The 14,039-nt window shown below is 75.4% G+C and carries 15 protein-coding genes; 9 read left to right on the forward strand and 6 right to left on the reverse strand.

All coding sequences use genetic code 11. From position 1 onward, the window contains the following. Positions 1 to 18: 18 nt before the first annotated feature. Complete coding sequence (locus ACFW6A_RS10075; protein ID WP_351850679.1) at positions 19 to 654, reverse strand: response regulator transcription factor; 636 nt, start codon at positions 652 to 654, stop codon at positions 19 to 21. Beyond that, on the reverse strand, positions 651 to 1,814 hold the full coding sequence (locus ACFW6A_RS10080) for a sensor histidine kinase (protein WP_386478590.1): 1,164 nt from the start codon (positions 1,812 to 1,814) through the stop codon (positions 651 to 653). The genes ACFW6A_RS10075 and ACFW6A_RS10080 overlap by 4 nt, the downstream gene beginning before the upstream one ends. A gap of 112 nt (positions 1,815 to 1,926) precedes the next feature. Here ACFW6A_RS10080 and ACFW6A_RS10085 point away from each other — a divergent pair, with 112 nt between their 5' ends. Then, a complete protein-coding gene (locus ACFW6A_RS10085) occupies positions 1,927 to 3,003 on the forward strand; it encodes an ABC transporter permease (protein ID WP_351850682.1) in 1,077 nt (358 codons plus the stop codon). Beyond that, positions 3,000 to 3,680 carry an ABC transporter ATP-binding protein gene (locus tag ACFW6A_RS10090; protein ID WP_386478587.1) on the forward strand — a complete coding sequence of 227 codons (681 nt, stop codon included), beginning with the start codon at positions 3,000 to 3,002 and terminating at the stop codon, positions 3,678 to 3,680. The genes ACFW6A_RS10085 and ACFW6A_RS10090 overlap by 4 nt, the downstream gene beginning before the upstream one ends. A gap of 87 nt (positions 3,681 to 3,767) precedes the next feature. Here the strand turns inward: ACFW6A_RS10090 and ACFW6A_RS10095 are convergent, their stop codons facing one another. Next, positions 3,768 to 4,568 carry an IclR family transcriptional regulator gene (locus ACFW6A_RS10095; RefSeq protein WP_351850685.1) on the reverse strand — a complete coding sequence of 267 codons (801 nt, stop codon included), beginning with the start codon at positions 4,566 to 4,568 and terminating at the stop codon, positions 3,768 to 3,770. A 326-nt stretch (positions 4,569 to 4,894) separates the two neighbouring features. Here ACFW6A_RS10095 and allB point away from each other — a divergent pair, with 326 nt between their 5' ends. Both allB and alc read left to right on the forward strand, forming a co-directional pair. Beyond that, positions 4,895 to 6,232, forward strand: a complete 1,338-nt coding sequence (gene allB / locus ACFW6A_RS10100) for an allantoinase AllB (RefSeq protein ID WP_351850686.1) — start codon at positions 4,895 to 4,897, stop codon at positions 6,230 to 6,232. Positions 6,233 to 6,235: 3 nt separating this feature from the next. Further along, positions 6,236 to 7,354 (forward strand): allantoicase, encoded by a 1,119-nt coding sequence (alc, locus tag ACFW6A_RS10105; RefSeq protein ID WP_351850687.1) that lies wholly within the window; start codon positions 6,236 to 6,238, stop codon positions 7,352 to 7,354. A gap of 232 nt (positions 7,355 to 7,586) precedes the next feature. Here the strand turns inward: alc and ACFW6A_RS10110 are convergent, their stop codons facing one another. Further along, positions 7,587 to 8,327 (reverse strand): SDR family oxidoreductase, encoded by a 741-nt coding sequence (locus tag ACFW6A_RS10110; RefSeq protein ID WP_386639763.1) that lies wholly within the window; start codon positions 8,325 to 8,327, stop codon positions 7,587 to 7,589. Positions 8,328 to 8,502: 175 nt separating this feature from the next. Here ACFW6A_RS10110 and ACFW6A_RS10115 point away from each other — a divergent pair, with 175 nt between their 5' ends. Both ACFW6A_RS10115 and ACFW6A_RS10120 read left to right on the forward strand, forming a co-directional pair. After that, a complete protein-coding gene (locus tag ACFW6A_RS10115) occupies positions 8,503 to 9,114 on the forward strand; it encodes a dihydrofolate reductase family protein (RefSeq protein ID WP_386639766.1) in 612 nt (203 codons plus the stop codon). Positions 9,115 to 9,228: 114 nt separating this feature from the next. Continuing rightward, a complete protein-coding gene (locus ACFW6A_RS10120) occupies positions 9,229 to 10,167 on the forward strand; it encodes a DMT family transporter (RefSeq protein WP_386640000.1) in 939 nt (312 codons plus the stop codon). Positions 10,168 to 10,213: 46 nt separating this feature from the next. Here ACFW6A_RS10120 and ACFW6A_RS10125 read toward each other — a convergent pair whose 3' ends face one another. Further along, complete coding sequence (locus ACFW6A_RS10125; protein ID WP_386639769.1) at positions 10,214 to 10,438, reverse strand: hypothetical protein; 225 nt, start codon at positions 10,436 to 10,438, stop codon at positions 10,214 to 10,216. 167 nt (positions 10,439 to 10,605) lie between these two features. Here ACFW6A_RS10125 and ACFW6A_RS10130 point away from each other — a divergent pair, with 167 nt between their 5' ends. The 3 genes from ACFW6A_RS10130 to ACFW6A_RS10140 are packed head-to-tail and all read left to right on the forward strand — an operon-like array spanning position 10,606 to position 12,933. After that, entirely contained in the window at positions 10,606 to 11,820 is a 1,215-nt protein-coding gene (locus tag ACFW6A_RS10130) for a sensor histidine kinase (protein WP_386639772.1), read from the forward strand. Beyond that, positions 11,817 to 12,503 (forward strand): response regulator transcription factor, encoded by a 687-nt coding sequence (locus ACFW6A_RS10135; protein WP_351850694.1) that lies wholly within the window; start codon positions 11,817 to 11,819, stop codon positions 12,501 to 12,503. Before ACFW6A_RS10130 ends, ACFW6A_RS10135 begins: the two co-directional genes overlap by 4 nt. 10 nt (positions 12,504 to 12,513) lie before the next feature. Next, positions 12,514 to 12,933 (forward strand): PaaI family thioesterase, encoded by a 420-nt coding sequence (locus ACFW6A_RS10140; protein WP_351850695.1) that lies wholly within the window; start codon positions 12,514 to 12,516, stop codon positions 12,931 to 12,933. Between the two features lie 9 nt (positions 12,934 to 12,942). Here the strand turns inward: ACFW6A_RS10140 and ACFW6A_RS10145 are convergent, their stop codons facing one another. Continuing rightward, positions 12,943 to 13,935 (reverse strand): Gfo/Idh/MocA family oxidoreductase, encoded by a 993-nt coding sequence (locus ACFW6A_RS10145; protein WP_386639776.1) that lies wholly within the window; start codon positions 13,933 to 13,935, stop codon positions 12,943 to 12,945. Positions 13,936 to 14,039 lie beyond the last annotated feature (104 nt).

The following is a 14,039-nucleotide window of genomic DNA, read 5'->3' on the forward strand; positions in this document are numbered from 1 at the left end:
GCCCCGGCGCCGCGCGGCTCAGCGCCGGATCAGGCGCCGCTCGCGGGCCGCCGCCACCGCCGCCGTCCGCGAGTCCACGCCCAGCTTGGCGAAGACGTGCACCAGATGGGACTTCACCGTCGCCTGGCTGAGGAAGAGCACCTTGCTGATCTGCTGGTTCGACAGGCCCTCGCCGACCAGCTGGAGCACCTCCAGCTCCCGCTTGGTCAGCGCCTCCGCCGGGGTCCGCATCCGGTCCATCAGCCGGTGCGCCACCGCCGGGGCCAGCGCCGACTGCCCGGCCGCCGCCGTCCGCACCGCCGCCGCCAGCTCCTCCGGCGGCGCGTCCTTCAGCAGATAGCCCGAGGCACCGGCCTCCACCGCCGCCAGGATGTCCGCGTCCGTGTCGTACGTCGTCAGCACCAGCACCCGCGGCCCGCCCGGTACGGCCGTGATCGCCGCCGCCGCCTCCGAACCGTGCATCCCCGCGCCGAACTGGAGGTCCATCAGGACCACGTCGACGCCCCCGGCCGCCGCCAGCTCCACCGCGCGCTCCGCCGTCGCCGCCTCGCCGACCACGGTGAATCCGGGCTCGGTGTCGAGCACCGCGCGCAGCCCCGCCCGCACCACCGGATGGTCGTCGGCGAGCAGCAGCCTGATCACCGGATCCGTCACGTCCGCCCTCCTCCGGGCAGCGGGAGCGTGACCGCGACCGCCGCGCCCTGGCCGGGCGCCGACTCGACCGTGAACGTGCCGCCCAGCGACTCCGCCCGCGAGCGCATCGCCGGCAGTCCGAAACCACCGCCGTCGCCGGAGGGGCGCGTCCCCTCCGGGTCGAAGCCCTTCCCGTCGTCCACCACGTCCAGCGCCACCGAGTCCTCCATGAACGACAGGGTGATCTCCGCCCGCGCCGCCCCCGCGTGCCGCACCGTGTTCCCCAGCGCCGACTGCGCGATCCGCAGCAGCGCCACCTCGTACGGCGTCGGCAGCTCCACCGGCGTGCCGCTCACCGAGAACCGCACCCGCGGCCCCGCGCCCGGCTCGCACAGCCGCTCCAGGGCCGCCGCCAGCGAGCCGTGCTCCAGGTCCGGCGGCGTCAGCGCCCGCACGAAGCGGCGCGCCTCCGCCAGGTTGTCCTGCGCCGCCTGCCGCGCCCGGTCGATGTGCCCGGCCGCCGGCGAACCCTCCGGGAGCGCCCGCTCGGCCGCCCGCAGCAGCAGCTGGATCGACGACAGCCCCTGGGCGAGCGTGTCGTGGATCTCCCGGGCCAGCCGCTCCCGCTCGGCCAGCGTCCCCGCGTGCCGCTCCGCCGCCGCCAGCTCGGCCCGGGTCGCGATCAGCTCCTCGATCAGCCGCCGCCGCCGCTCGCTCTCCCGGTACAGCGCCTGGTAGCCGAGGACGGTCGCCACGGCCACGGCGGCGCCGAGCAGCGGCCCGATGAAGACCCCCGGGTTCAGGGCGGCGCCGTGCCCGACGTAGGAGAGGATCGCCGCGCCCGCCGTCAGCGCGACCGCTGGCAGCGACCAGCGGGCCGGCAGCAGGTGCAGCTGGAGGAAGTACAGCGGGAACGCCAGCCACAGCGCCTCCGGCGTCGCCCACAGCAGGCCCAGCCAGGACAGCGCCAGGACGGCCAGCCAGCCGCCCGCCGCCCGCTGCGAGGCCCGTACGGAGGGGAGCCAGGCCCCCGCCGCGTAGACCGCGCCGGTGAGGGCCGCGAGGACCGTGCCCGCGGTCGAGCCGGAGCGCACCGCGGCGAGGACGAGCAGCCCCGCCATGAGCAGGTGCAGACAGAGGCGCAGGGCGCGGAGGGCGGGGGTGAGCGTGCGCGGATCCATGACCCCACCAGCGTAGACAGGGGCCGCCCGCCCGGACTCAACCGAAAGTTTGATTACGGAGCCATCCGTGGCGCGATGCCCCCGGGGGGCGGCCGCCAGCAGGCTTGGTCCCATGTTCGTGGCATGGAGAGACCTGAGATTCGCCAAGGGGCGGTTCGCCCTCATGGGCACGGTGATCGTGCTGATCACCCTGCTCGTGGGGCTCCTTTCCGGGCTGACGGCCGGACTCGCGCGGGAGAACGTCTCCGCGATCACCGGCCTGCCCGCCGACCGCATCGCCTTCGCCGCCCCGCCGGCCGGGCAGTCGGTCTCGTTCACCCGGTCGACGGTGACCGGGAAGCAGGAGGACGCCTGGGCGGAGCGGCCCGGCGTGACCGGGGCGGCGCCGCTCGGCATCAGCACCCTCAACGCGGTCGCGGGCGAGCGGACCGCCGCCGTCTCCGCCTTCGGCACGGAGCCCGGCGACGGCCTCGCGCCGGCGCCCGTCGCGCCCGGGAAGGCCGTCCTGTCCGAGTCGGCCGCGGAGGAACTCGGCGCCCGCGCCGGGGACGCGGTCCGGCTCGGCCCGCTGGAGGTCCGGGTCTCCGCGGTCGCCGGGGACGCCTCGTACAGCCACACGCCCGTCGTGTGGACCTCCCTCGGCGACTGGCGGCGGCTCGGTCACGGCGGCGCCACGGCGGAGGAGGGGGCGACCGTGCTCGCGCTGCGCGGCGACGGCGTCGACTGGGCGGCGGGTGACGCGGCGGCCGGCACCGAGGCGCGGACCGTGGACGACGCCCTCACCGCCATAGGGTCCTACCAGGCCGAGAACGGCTCCCTCCAGCTCATGCGCGGCTTCCTCTTCGTGATCTCCGCGCTCGTCATAGGGGCCTTCTTCACCGTCTGGACCATCCAGCGGAGCGGCGACGTCGCCGTCCTCAAGGCGCTCGGCGCCTCCACGCCCTATCTGCTGCGCGACGCGCTCGGGCAGGCCGTGCTGATGCTGGTCGCCGGGACGCTGCTCGGCACCGGCCTCGCCCTCGGCATCGGAGCGCTCGTCAGCGGCGGCGACGTGCCGTTCGTGCTCTCGCCGTCGACCGTGCTCGGTCCCGCAGGCGTCATCATCGCGCTCGGCGCGATCGGCTCCGCCCTGTCCATCCGGCGGATCACCGCCGTCGACCCCCTCACCGCGCTCGGGAGCGTCCGATGAGCCTCGAACTCGATGCCGTGACCCTGACCTACCCGGACGGCGACGGGCGGCTCACCGCCCTCGACGCGGTCTCCCTGACCGTCCCGCCCGGCCGCATGACGGCCGTCGTCGGGCCCTCCGGCTCCGGCAAGTCCAGCCTGCTCGCCGTCGCCGCGACCCTCGTCACCCCCGACCGGGGGCGGGTCGTCGTCGCCGGGACGGACACGGCGGGGCTCGACGCGGCGGGACGGGCCGCGCTGCGGCGGGCGTCGATCGGGATCGTCTTCCAGCAGCCGAACCTGCTGCCCTCGCTGACGGCGGTCGAACAGCTCCAGGTGATGGCGCACCTGTCCGGGCGCCCGCCCGCGGCGGTGCGAGGGCGGGCCATGGAACTGCTCGACGCGGTGGGCCTGGCGGACCGGGCGGGGCGCCGGCCGCACCAGCTCTCCGGCGGCCAGCGCCAGCGCGTCAACATCGCGCGGGCGCTGATGAACGAGCCGGCCGTGCTGCTGGTCGACGAGCCGACGAGCGCGCTGGACCACGAGCGGGGGGCGGCGGTCGTGGCGCTCCTGAAGGACCTGACCCGGGTGCGCGGCACGGCGACGGTGCTCGTCACGCACGACCACGCGCATCTGGCGGCCGCCGACGACACGGCCCGTGTCCAGGACGGCCGCCTCACCCTTCCCGCCCGGACCTGACCCCGCCCCGCTCCCGCCCCCGTCCCCGCCTCCCGCCCCCCCCGCGTCCGCACCGCGGCGGAGGGGCGGGCCGGCCCCAGGCGGGGGTTACGCGTGGTTGCTGTTGGTGGTGAGGGCGGTGGAGAGTTCCCGGGCCACCTGCTGGAGGATGGGGACGATCTTCTCCGTGGCGGCCTCGGTGACCCGCCCCGCCGGGCCCGAGATGGAGATCGCCGCCGCGGTGGGCGAGTCGGGGACCGACACCGCGAGGCACCGGACCCCTATCTCCTGCTCGTTGTCGTCGACGGCGTACCCCGTCTCGCGCACCGCCGCGAGCGCCGCGAGGAACCCGTCCGCCGTGGTGATCGTCTTCTCCGTGGCGGCCGGCATCCCCGTGCGGGAGAGCAGCGCGCGCACCTCGTCGTCCGGCGTGTGCGCGAGGAGCGCCTTGCCGACGCCGGTGGAGTGCGGCAGCACCCGGCGGCCGACCTCGGTGAACATCCGCATGGAGTGCTTGGACGGCACCTGCGCGACGTACACGATCTCGTCGCCGTCGAGCAGCGCCATGTTCGCCGTCTCGCCGGTCTCCTCGACGAGCCGCGCGAGGTAGGGGCGGGCCCAGGTGCCGAGGAGGCGGGAGGCGGACTCGCCGAGGCGGATGAGGCGGGGGCCGAGCGCGTACCGCCGGTTCGGCTGCTGGCGGACGTAGCCGCAGGCGACGAGCGTGCGCATCAGGCGGTGGATGGTGGGCAGCGGCAGTCCGCTGCTGGCGGAGAGCTCGCTCAGCCCGACCTCGCCCCCCGCGTCGGCCATCCGTTCCAGGAGGTCGAAGGCGCGCTCGAGGGACTGGACGCCACCGCTCGCGGCGGGCTTGGCGGCGTCGGTGGTGCTGGCGCTGGACGTCGGCACGTCAACGGTCCTTTCGGGGCAGGCGGGCAAGGCAGCAGCCTACCGGGCCGCCGGGCCGGGCACAGTGTGCGGGGCCCGGCGTCCCGGCCGGTCAGCGGGGTGTTTGTCCGTTGTCGGCGGCTGCTCGGCGGGGGTCTGGACCGCCCCGCCTGTGCGGAGCTACCTTCTACTGTACGAAATATGGATTCCACTTTGTGGAAACATCCAAGCGAGTCGGGCCGGGTTCCACCCGGAGGGACCCACTCTTGACGGCATGTCGTCCCGGCCGCAGACTCCTTCAACAGTTCGTTGAATTTTCGCTTCCCCGAAGCGGAACGGAAAGGGGCATGGTGGACGTCAACCTGGTACTGCGCTCGACCCGGGTGGTCACCCCGGAGGGCACACGGCCGGCGGCCATCGCCGTCTCGGACGGAACGATCGCGGCGGTCCTGCCGTACGACTCCGAGCCGCCCGCCGGAGCGGTCCTGGAAGACGTCGGCGACGACGTCGTCCTCCCCGGCCTCGTCGACTCGCACGTCCACGTGAACGACCCCGGCCGCACCGAGTGGGAGGGCTTCTGGACCGCCACCCGCGCGGCCGCCGCCGGCGGCATCACGACCATCGTCGACATGCCGCTGAACTCGCTGCCGCCGACCACGACGGTGGAGAACCTGCGCACCAAGCAGGAGGTCGCCCGGGCGAAGGCCCACGTCGACGTCGGCTTCTGGGGCGGCGCGCTGCCGGACAACGTCAAGGACCTCCGCCCCCTGCACGACGCGGGCGTCTACGGCTTCAAGTGCTTCCTGTCGCCGTCGGGCGTCGAGGAGTTCCCCGAGCTGGACCAGGAGCAGCTGGCCCGCTCCCTCGCCGAGATCGCCGGTTTCGACGGGCTGATGATCGTGCACGCCGAGGACCCGCACCACCTCGCCGCCGCCCCGCAGAAGTCCTCGTCCCAGTACGCCGACTTCCTCGCCTCCCGGCCCCGGGACGCCGAGAACACCGCGATCGCGAACCTCATCGACCAGGCCCGCCGGCTCGGCGCCCGCGTCCACGTCCTGCACCTGTCCTCCTCCGACGCGCTGCCGCTCATCGCCGCCGCCAAGGCCGAGGGCGTCAAGGTCACCGTCGAGTCCTGTCCCCACTTCCTCACCCTGACGGCCGAGGAGATCCCGGACGGGGCGACCGAGTTCAAGTGCTGCCCGCCGATCCGCGAGGCCGTCAACCAGGACGCGCTGTGGCAGGGGCTCGCCGACGGCGTCATCGACTGCATCGTCTCCGACCACTCGCCGTCGACCGCCGACCTCAAGACGCCGGACTTCGCCTCCGCGTGGGGCGGGATCTCCTCCCTCCAGCTCGGGCTGCCCGCCATCTGGACCGAGGCCCGCCGCCGGGGCCACTCCCTGGAGGACGTGGTGCGCTGGATGTCCGCCGGCCCCGCCCGCCTCGCCGGCCTGGACCGCAAGGGCGCCATCGCCCCGGGCAAGGACGCCGACTTCGCCGTGATCGACCCCGACGCCACCTTCACCGTCGACCCGGTCGAGCTCCAGCACCGCAACCGCATCACCGCCTACGCGGGCAAGACCCTCCACGGCGTCGTGAAGTCCACCTGGCTGCGCGGCGAGCGGATCAACGACCACGGCACCCTGGCCGAGCCCTCCGGCCGCCTCCTCGAAAGGAACAACTGACCCGTGAGCACCGGCATACCCTCCTTCACCGGCGACGCCAGCCCGTACGGCGGCGGCGACCCGTACGCCGACTACCGCACGGCCGAGTTCCCCTTCACCCAGTACGCGGACCTGGCCGACCGCCGCCTCGGCGCCGGCGTCATCGCCGCCAACGACGAGTTCTTCGCCGAGCGCGAGAACCTGCTGAAGCCCGAGGCCGCCGAGTTCGACCCCGAGCACTTCGGCCACAAGGGCAAGATCATGGACGGCTGGGAGACCCGCCGCCGGCGCGGCGTCTCGGCCGCCGAGCCGCACCCGACCGCCGAGGACCACGACTGGGCCCTCGTCCGGCTCGGCGCCCCCGGCGTGATCCGCGGCATCGTCGTCGACACCGCCCACTTCCGCGGCAACTACCCGCAGGCCGTTTCCGTCGAGGCCACCTCCGTCCCCGGCTCGCCCTCCCCCGAGGACCTGCTCGCCGACGACGTGAAGTGGACGACCCTCGTCCCGCGCACCGCCATCGGCGGCCACGCCGCCAACGGCTTCGCCGTCGACGTCGAGCAGCGCTTCACCCACCTCCGCGTCAACCAGCACCCCGACGGCGGCATCGCCCGGCTCCGCGTGTACGGCGAGGTCGCCCCCGACCCGGCGTGGCTGGACGTCCTCGGCACCTTCGACCTCGCCGCCCTGGAGAACGGCGGCCAGGTCGAGGACGCCTCCGACCGCTTCTACTCGCCGGCCACCAACACCATCCAGCCCGGCCGCTCCCGCAAGATGGACGACGGCTGGGAGACCCGCCGCCGCCGCGACAAGGGCAACGACTGGATCCGCTACTCCCTCGTCGCCGAGGCCGCGATCCGCGCCGTCGAGATCGACACCGCCTACCTCAAGGGCAACAGCGCCGGCTGGGCCGCGCTCTCCGTGGCCGCCGAGGGCTCCGACGACTGGACCGAGATCCTGCCCCGGACCCGCCTCCAGCCCGACACCAACCACCGCTTCGTGCTCGACGCGCCGGCCGTCGGCTCCCGGGTGCGGATCGACATCTACCCGGACGGCGGCATCTCCCGCCTCCGCCTCTTCGGCTCCCTGACCGAGGCGGGCGCGGCCCGGCTCACCGCCCGCCACCAGGAGCTGGGCGGCTGACCGGGGCCGTACGACTCCGGGGGCCCGGCCGGCCGACACCGACCGGCCCCCGGCACGAGCCCGGAGACCCCTCCGGGCCCCCGACTGGGCGGGTACGACACCCCGCCCGGCCCGCGAGGGCGCACCGGCCCGACAGCACCGGTGCGCCCTCGCGCCCCCTTCCTTCCGGTTCGGCCCGCCGCCGGGCGCCGGGCCCGCGAACCCGACCGCGCCCGCCCCGCCGATTCCGCCGTCAGGCCGCGTGGCCGCCGTCCACCGACAGTTCGGCGCCCGTCACGTACCGGCCGTCCGGGCCCGCCAGATAGGCGACGGCCGCGGCCACCTCGTCCGGCGTGCCGAAGCGGCCCAGGGCCGTCATGGCCGCCTGGTCCGCCGCGTACGGGCCGTCCGCCGGGTTGAGGTCCGTGTCGACCGGGCCCGGGTGGACGATGTTCGCCGTGATCCCGCGCCCGCCCAGCTCCCGCGCCAGCGCCCGGTTCAGGCCCGTCAGGGCGGACTTGCTCAGGGTGTAGAGCGTGCCGCCGGGGCCCGGCACCCGCCGGGTCATGCAGGTGCCGATCGTGATGATCCGGCCGCCGTCCGGGAGCCGCTCCGCCGCCGCCTGGCAGGCCAGGAAGGCCGCGCGGACGTTCACCGCGAGCACCCGGTCCACATCGGCGAGGGTCAGCCCGGCGAGCGGGCCGAGGACGCCGACGCCGACATTGTTGACCAGGACGTCGAGCCGCCCCAGGTCGTCCGCCGCCCGGTGCACCGCGCCCGTCGCGTCCCCGGCGTCGGCCGCGTCGGCGCGCAGCGGCAGGGCCCGCCGGCCGGCCGCCTCGATGCGGGCCGCGACCTCCTTCGCCGCCGCCCCGTCGCGTACGTAGGTGAAGGCCACGTCGGCGCCCTCCCGGGCGAGCCGCACCGCCGTCGCCGCGCCGATGCCGCGGCTGCCGCCCGTCACCAGCACCGCCGTTCCGTTCATCGTGGACATCGCTCCCTGCCTCCTCGGATCGCACAACTGCTTGCGGATTCAAGGAAACTCGGGGCGGGGAAGCCGCGCTGGCGGCCATCGGACATCGCGTTCGCCGCGGACCGATGAGTTCCGCCGCCCGGCGCGGTCGACACCGGTGGAAGACGAAGGAAGCGCACGACGAAAGGCATCCGCCATGGCCACCCTGAGCCTCACCCAGTTCCTCACCCTCGACGGCGTCCACCAGGCTCCGGGCGGCCCCGACGAGGACCGCAGCGGGGGCTTCGAGCACGGCGGCTGGTCCGTGCCCTTCGGCGACGAGGACTTCGGCCGCCGCATCGACGAGATCTTCGCCCGGCCCACCGCCTTCCTCCTGGGCCGCCGCACCTACGACATCTTCGCGGGCTACTGGCCGAAGCGGACCGACCCGTCCGACCCCGTCGCGAGCAAGCTCAACGCCCTGCCCAAGTACGTCGCCACCACCACCCTCGACTCCGCCGACTGGGAGCACACCACCCTGCTGCGCGGCGACGTCGTCCAGGAGGTCGCCGCGCTCAAGGAGAGCCTCGACGGCGAGATCCAGATGCACGGCAGCGCCGGACTCGCCCGCACGCTCCTCGACCACGACCTCATCGACACCCTCCACCTGCACGTCTTCCCGGTCGTCCTCGGCAGCGGCCGCCGGCTCTTCGCCGAGGGGGCCCGCCCGACCGCCTTCCGGCTCACCGAGACGGCCGTCACCGGCGCGGGCGTCGCCCTCCACACGTACGAGCGCACGGGCCGCCCGGAGTACGGCAGCTACGCCTGAGCGGACCCGGAAGATTTGTGTAGTCACCACCGGCACCGCCGGGTACGGTGATCGCTCCGCGTGCGAGCCGCCGAAGTCTCCACCCCGTCAGCAGACCTGGAGACCCGGACCGACATGGCCGCTTCGTCCGCTTCGCCGTACCCCGCCCCCGCGCCCTTCGCCGCCCGGCGCCGCGCCTGGCTCACCGACCTGCCGCTGCTGCTCGTCGCCGTCTTCTGGGGCGGCAGCTACCTCGCCGCCAAGGGCATCACCACCGGCCACACCGTCGTCGCCGTCCTCGTGCTGCGCTTCGCGGTGGTGGTGCCCGTCCTGGTCGCCGCCGGGTGGCGCGGACTGCGGGCGCTGACCGGCGCGCAGTGGCGGGGCGCCGCCCTGCTCGGCGCGATCCTCGCCGGGATCTTCCTCCTGGAGACCTACGGCGTCGTCCACACCTCGGCCACCAACGCGGGCCTGATCATCAGCCTCACCATGATCCTCACCCCGCTCGCCGAGGCCGCCGTCACCGGAAGGAGGCCCTCGCGCGGCTTCCTCGGCGCCGCCGGACTCTCCGTCGCCGGCGTCGTGCTGCTGACGCAGGGCGCGGGCTTCACCGCGCCCTCCCCGGGCGACCTGCTGATCCTCCTGGCGGCGGTGGCCAGGACCGCGCACGTCCTGGCCATGGCCCGGATCAAGGCGGTCCGCACCGCCGACTCGCTCTCCCTGACCACCGTCCAGCTCGGCACCGCCGTCCTCCTCTTCGCCGTCCTCGCCGCCGCCGGCGGCGGCGTCACCCCCTGGGCGGCCGCGGCGGACTTCGGCCCCCGCGAGTGGGCCGGACTGCTCTTCCTCTCCGTCTTCTGCACGCTCTTCGCCTTCTTCGTGCAGATGTGGGCCGTCCGCCGCACCTCCCCGTCCCGGGTCAGCCTGCTGCTCGGTACGGAGCCGCTGTGGGCCGCCCTCGCCGGCGTCGCGCTCGCCGGCGACCGCCCGGGCGCCCTCGGGCTGGCCGGCGCCGTCCTGGTCCTCGGCGGCACGGCCTGGGGCCGCCGCAGCGCCGACACGGACGCCCGATAGGCCCCGGCCGCGACGGGCGGCCCGCCCCGCGGTCCCCGCGCCCGGATCAGCCCTTCCCCTCCACCCGGTCGGAGACGACCATCAGGACCAGGCCGAGGACGGCGATCACGATGTTCGTGAAGACCTCCCGGCCCGCGAGGAACCCCACGTTCTCGGTCAGGAAGCGCGTCGCGCCCATGAACGAGAACCAGCCGTCCGTCAGCTCGCGGATCACCCCGCAGACCCCGAAGACGCAGAGCAGGAAGCCGGTCACCTCGAGAAATCTCCTCATGTGAGGATCATCGGCGGGCCGCGGGGCCCGCCGCGTCCTCCTCCGGTCCACCGTCCCGCGACCGAGGTACCGGCCGCCCGCGACCGAAGTACCGATCCGTGCGACTTCGGTCGCGGACGGGCGCCGCGGACCGGTGCGGCGGGCCCCCGTCTGCGTACATTGCGGATATGACGCGTACGGACCGGCAGCGCTGGCTGCTCCCCTCCCACCTGGTCGAACCGGGCGGGACCGGCGCCGCCCGGCCGCGCCGCACCGTGCGCGACTGGGTCGTCGACACCCTGGTCTTCCTCCTCGCCGCGCTCTTCGGGCTCGTCGCCATCGACACCAGCGCCCGCTACAACAGCGACGCCGTCAACCTGACCGACCAGATCCTCGGCGCCCTCGCCTGCGGCGCGCTCTGGCTGCGCCGCCGGTGGCCCGCCGGGCTCGCCGCCGCGCTCGCCGTCGCCGGCGCCCTCGTCCCGGCCGCCGCCGGGGCCATGCTCGCGAGCCTCTTCAGCGTCGCCGTCCGGCGCCCCTTCCGGGACATCGCCTGGATCGTCGGACTCGCCCTCGCCGGAGCCGTCGCCACCGTCTTCGTCCGGCCCGACCCCGAGACCGGCGCCGTCCTCGGGATCCTCCTCGGCGTCTCCCTCACCCTCCTCGTCACCGCCTGGGGCATGCTCGTCCGGGCCCGCCGCCAGCTCGTCGAGGCGCTGCGCGAGCGCGCCGAACGGGCCGAGTCGGAGGCCGAGCTGAGGGCCGCCCAGGCCCAGCGGCTGGCCCGCGAGGCCATCGCCCGCGAGATGCACGACGTCCTCGCCCACCGGCTCACCCTGCTCAGCGTCCACGCCGGCGCCCTGGAGTTCCGGCCCGACGCCCCGCCCGAGCAGATCGCCCGCGCCGCGGGCGTCATCCGCGACAGCGCCCACGACGCCCTCCAGGACCTGCGCGAGATCATCGGCGTGCTGCGCGCCCCGGGGGAGGAGAACGGCGGCGGCGACCGGCCCCAGCCCACCCTCGCCACCCTCGGCGCGCTCGTCGACGAGTCCCGCGAGGCCGGTACGGAGGTCGTCCTGCACTCCGCGGTCGACGACCCCGGCTCCGTGCCCGCCGCCACCGGCCGCACCGCCTACCGCATCGCCCAGGAGGGCCTCACCAACGCCCGCAAGCACGCCCCCGGCGCCCCGGTCACCGTCACCCTGCGCGGCCGGCCCGGCGACGGCCTCACCGTCGAGGTCCGCAACCCGGCACCCGGCGGACCGGTCCCGCACGTCCCCGGCTCCGGCCAGGGCCTCATCGGCCTCTCCGAGCGGGCCGCCCTCGCCGGCGGCCGTCTCGACCACGGACCGGACCCCGGCGGCGGCTTCTCCCTCACCGCCTGGCTACCGTGGCCCGCATGACCATCCGGCTGCTCGTCGTCGACGACGACCCCCTGGTCCGCGCGGGCCTCGCCCTGATGCTCGGCGGCGCCGAGTCCATCGAGATCGTCGGGGAGGGCTCCGACGGCAGCGAGGTCCCCGACCTCGTCGCCCGGCTCGCCCCCGACGTCGTCCTCATGGACATCCGCATGCCGCGCGTCGACGGGCTCACCGCCACCGAGCGGCTGCGCGCCCGCCCCGGCGCCCCCGAGGTGATCGTCCTGACCACCTTCCACGCCGACGAGCAGGTGCTGCGCGCGCTGCGGGCCGGGGCCTCCGGCTTCGTCCTCAAGGACACCCCGCCCGCCGAGATCGTCGCCGCCGTCCGCCGGGTCGCCGCCGGCGACCCCGTCCTCTCCCCGGCCGTCACCCGCCGGCTGATGCACCAGGTCGCCGGACGGCCGGAGACCCCGCCCCGGCGGACCGCCGCCGCCGAGCGCCTCGCCGGACTCGCCGGCCGCGAGCGGGAGGTGGCCGTCGCCGTCGGCCGCGGCGCCTCCAACGCGGAGATCGCCGCCGAGCTGTACATGAGCGTCCCCACCGTGAAGACGTACGTCTCCCGGCTGCTCGCCGGGCTGGGCCTCAACAACCGGGTCCAGATCGCCCTCCTGGTCCACGACGCCGGTCTCCTCGAAGACGGCCCACCGGGGCTTACCGGCGAGTAGGGTGGCGCGGGTGACCACCACCACCGACGCCCTGTCCACGGCGCGCGAGATCCTGCGGGCCCAGCCGTTCAGCCGCCTCCTCGGCGCCGACGTCAGCGCCTTCGGCGACGGCGGCGCCACCCTGGAGCTCCCGATCCGGGAGGACCTGCTCCAGCAGAACGGCTTCGTGCACGGCGGAGTCCTCTCGTACGCCGCCGACAACGCGATCACCTTCGCCGCCGGCGCCGTCCTCGGCCCCGCCGTCCTCACCGCCGGCTACTCCATCGACTACGTCCGCCCAGCCGTCGGCACCACCCTCCGCGCCCGCGCCGAGGTCCTCCACGCCGGCCGCCGCCAGGCCGTCGTCCGCTGCGAACTGCTCACCGTCGGCGAGGACGGCGCCGAAACCCTCTGCGCCCTCGCCCAGGGCACCGTCCGCGCGGTCGGATAGGACCCGCCGCTATCCGTCCACCCGCACCGGGCGGCCCTCCCGCCGGGAGCGTTCGCACGCGTCCGCGACCCGCAGCGCCGCCAGGGCCTCACGGCCGTCGCACGCGTTGGGGCCCTCGCCGCGCACCAGCCGGACGAAGGAGTCCAGCTCCGCCTCGTACGCGGGCGCGAAGCGCTCCAGGAATCCGGGCCACGGCTTGGGCGGGGGAGCGGCCGACTGCGGCTCCAGCGAGGTGAGCGGGGTGCGCTCGTCCAGGCCCACCACCAGCTGGTCGCGGTCGCCCGCCAGCTCCATCCGCACGTCGTAGCCGGCGCCGTTGCAGCGGGTCGCGGTCGCCGTCACCAGCGTGCCGTCGTCCAGGACGAGCAGCGCGGCGGCCGTGTCCACGTCCCCGGCCTCGCGGAACATCGCGGGGCCCGCGTCCGCACCCCGCGCGTACACCTCCACGACCTCCCGGCCGGTCACCCAGCGCACGGCGTCGACGTCGTGGACCACGCAGTCCCGGAAGAGGCCGCCGGAGAGCGGCAGGTACGCGGCGGGCGGCGGCTCCGGGTCCGAGGTCACCGTCCGCACCGTGTGCAGCCTCCCCAGCCGGCCCGCCCGGACGGCCTCCCGGGCCGCGCGGTAGCCGGCGTCGAAGCGGCGCATGAAGCCCAGCTGGAGCGCGGTGCCCGCCTCCGCCACCGCCGCCAGCGCGGCCAGCGTGCCCGGCACGTCCAGGGCGATCGGCTTCTCGCAGAAGGCCGGCAGGCCCGCCCGCGCGGCCCGGGCGATCAGCTCCGCGTGCGCGGCCGTCGCCGACGCGATCACCACCGCGTCCAGGCCCCGGCCGAGCAGCGCCGCCGCGTCCGGCACGGCCTCGGCGCCCACCGCCGCCGCCACCGCCGCCGCCCGCGCCGCGTCGGCGTCGGCGAGGACCAGCGAGCCGACCCCCGGATGCCGGGCGAGCACCCCCGCGTGGAAGCTCCCGATCCGGCCCGTACCGATGAGTCCGATGCGCATGGCCCCACCGTGGGCCGCCCGTCGGGGCGGTGTCAAGGTCACCCCGCCGCGCCCCGCCGCCGCCCCTCGGCGCCGCCCCCGATGGTCCGTACGTAGGTCCCCCC

Source organism: Streptomyces sp. NPDC058758 (assembly GCF_042746075.1).
Lineage (GTDB): Bacteria > Actinomycetota > Actinomycetes > Streptomycetales > Streptomycetaceae > Streptomyces.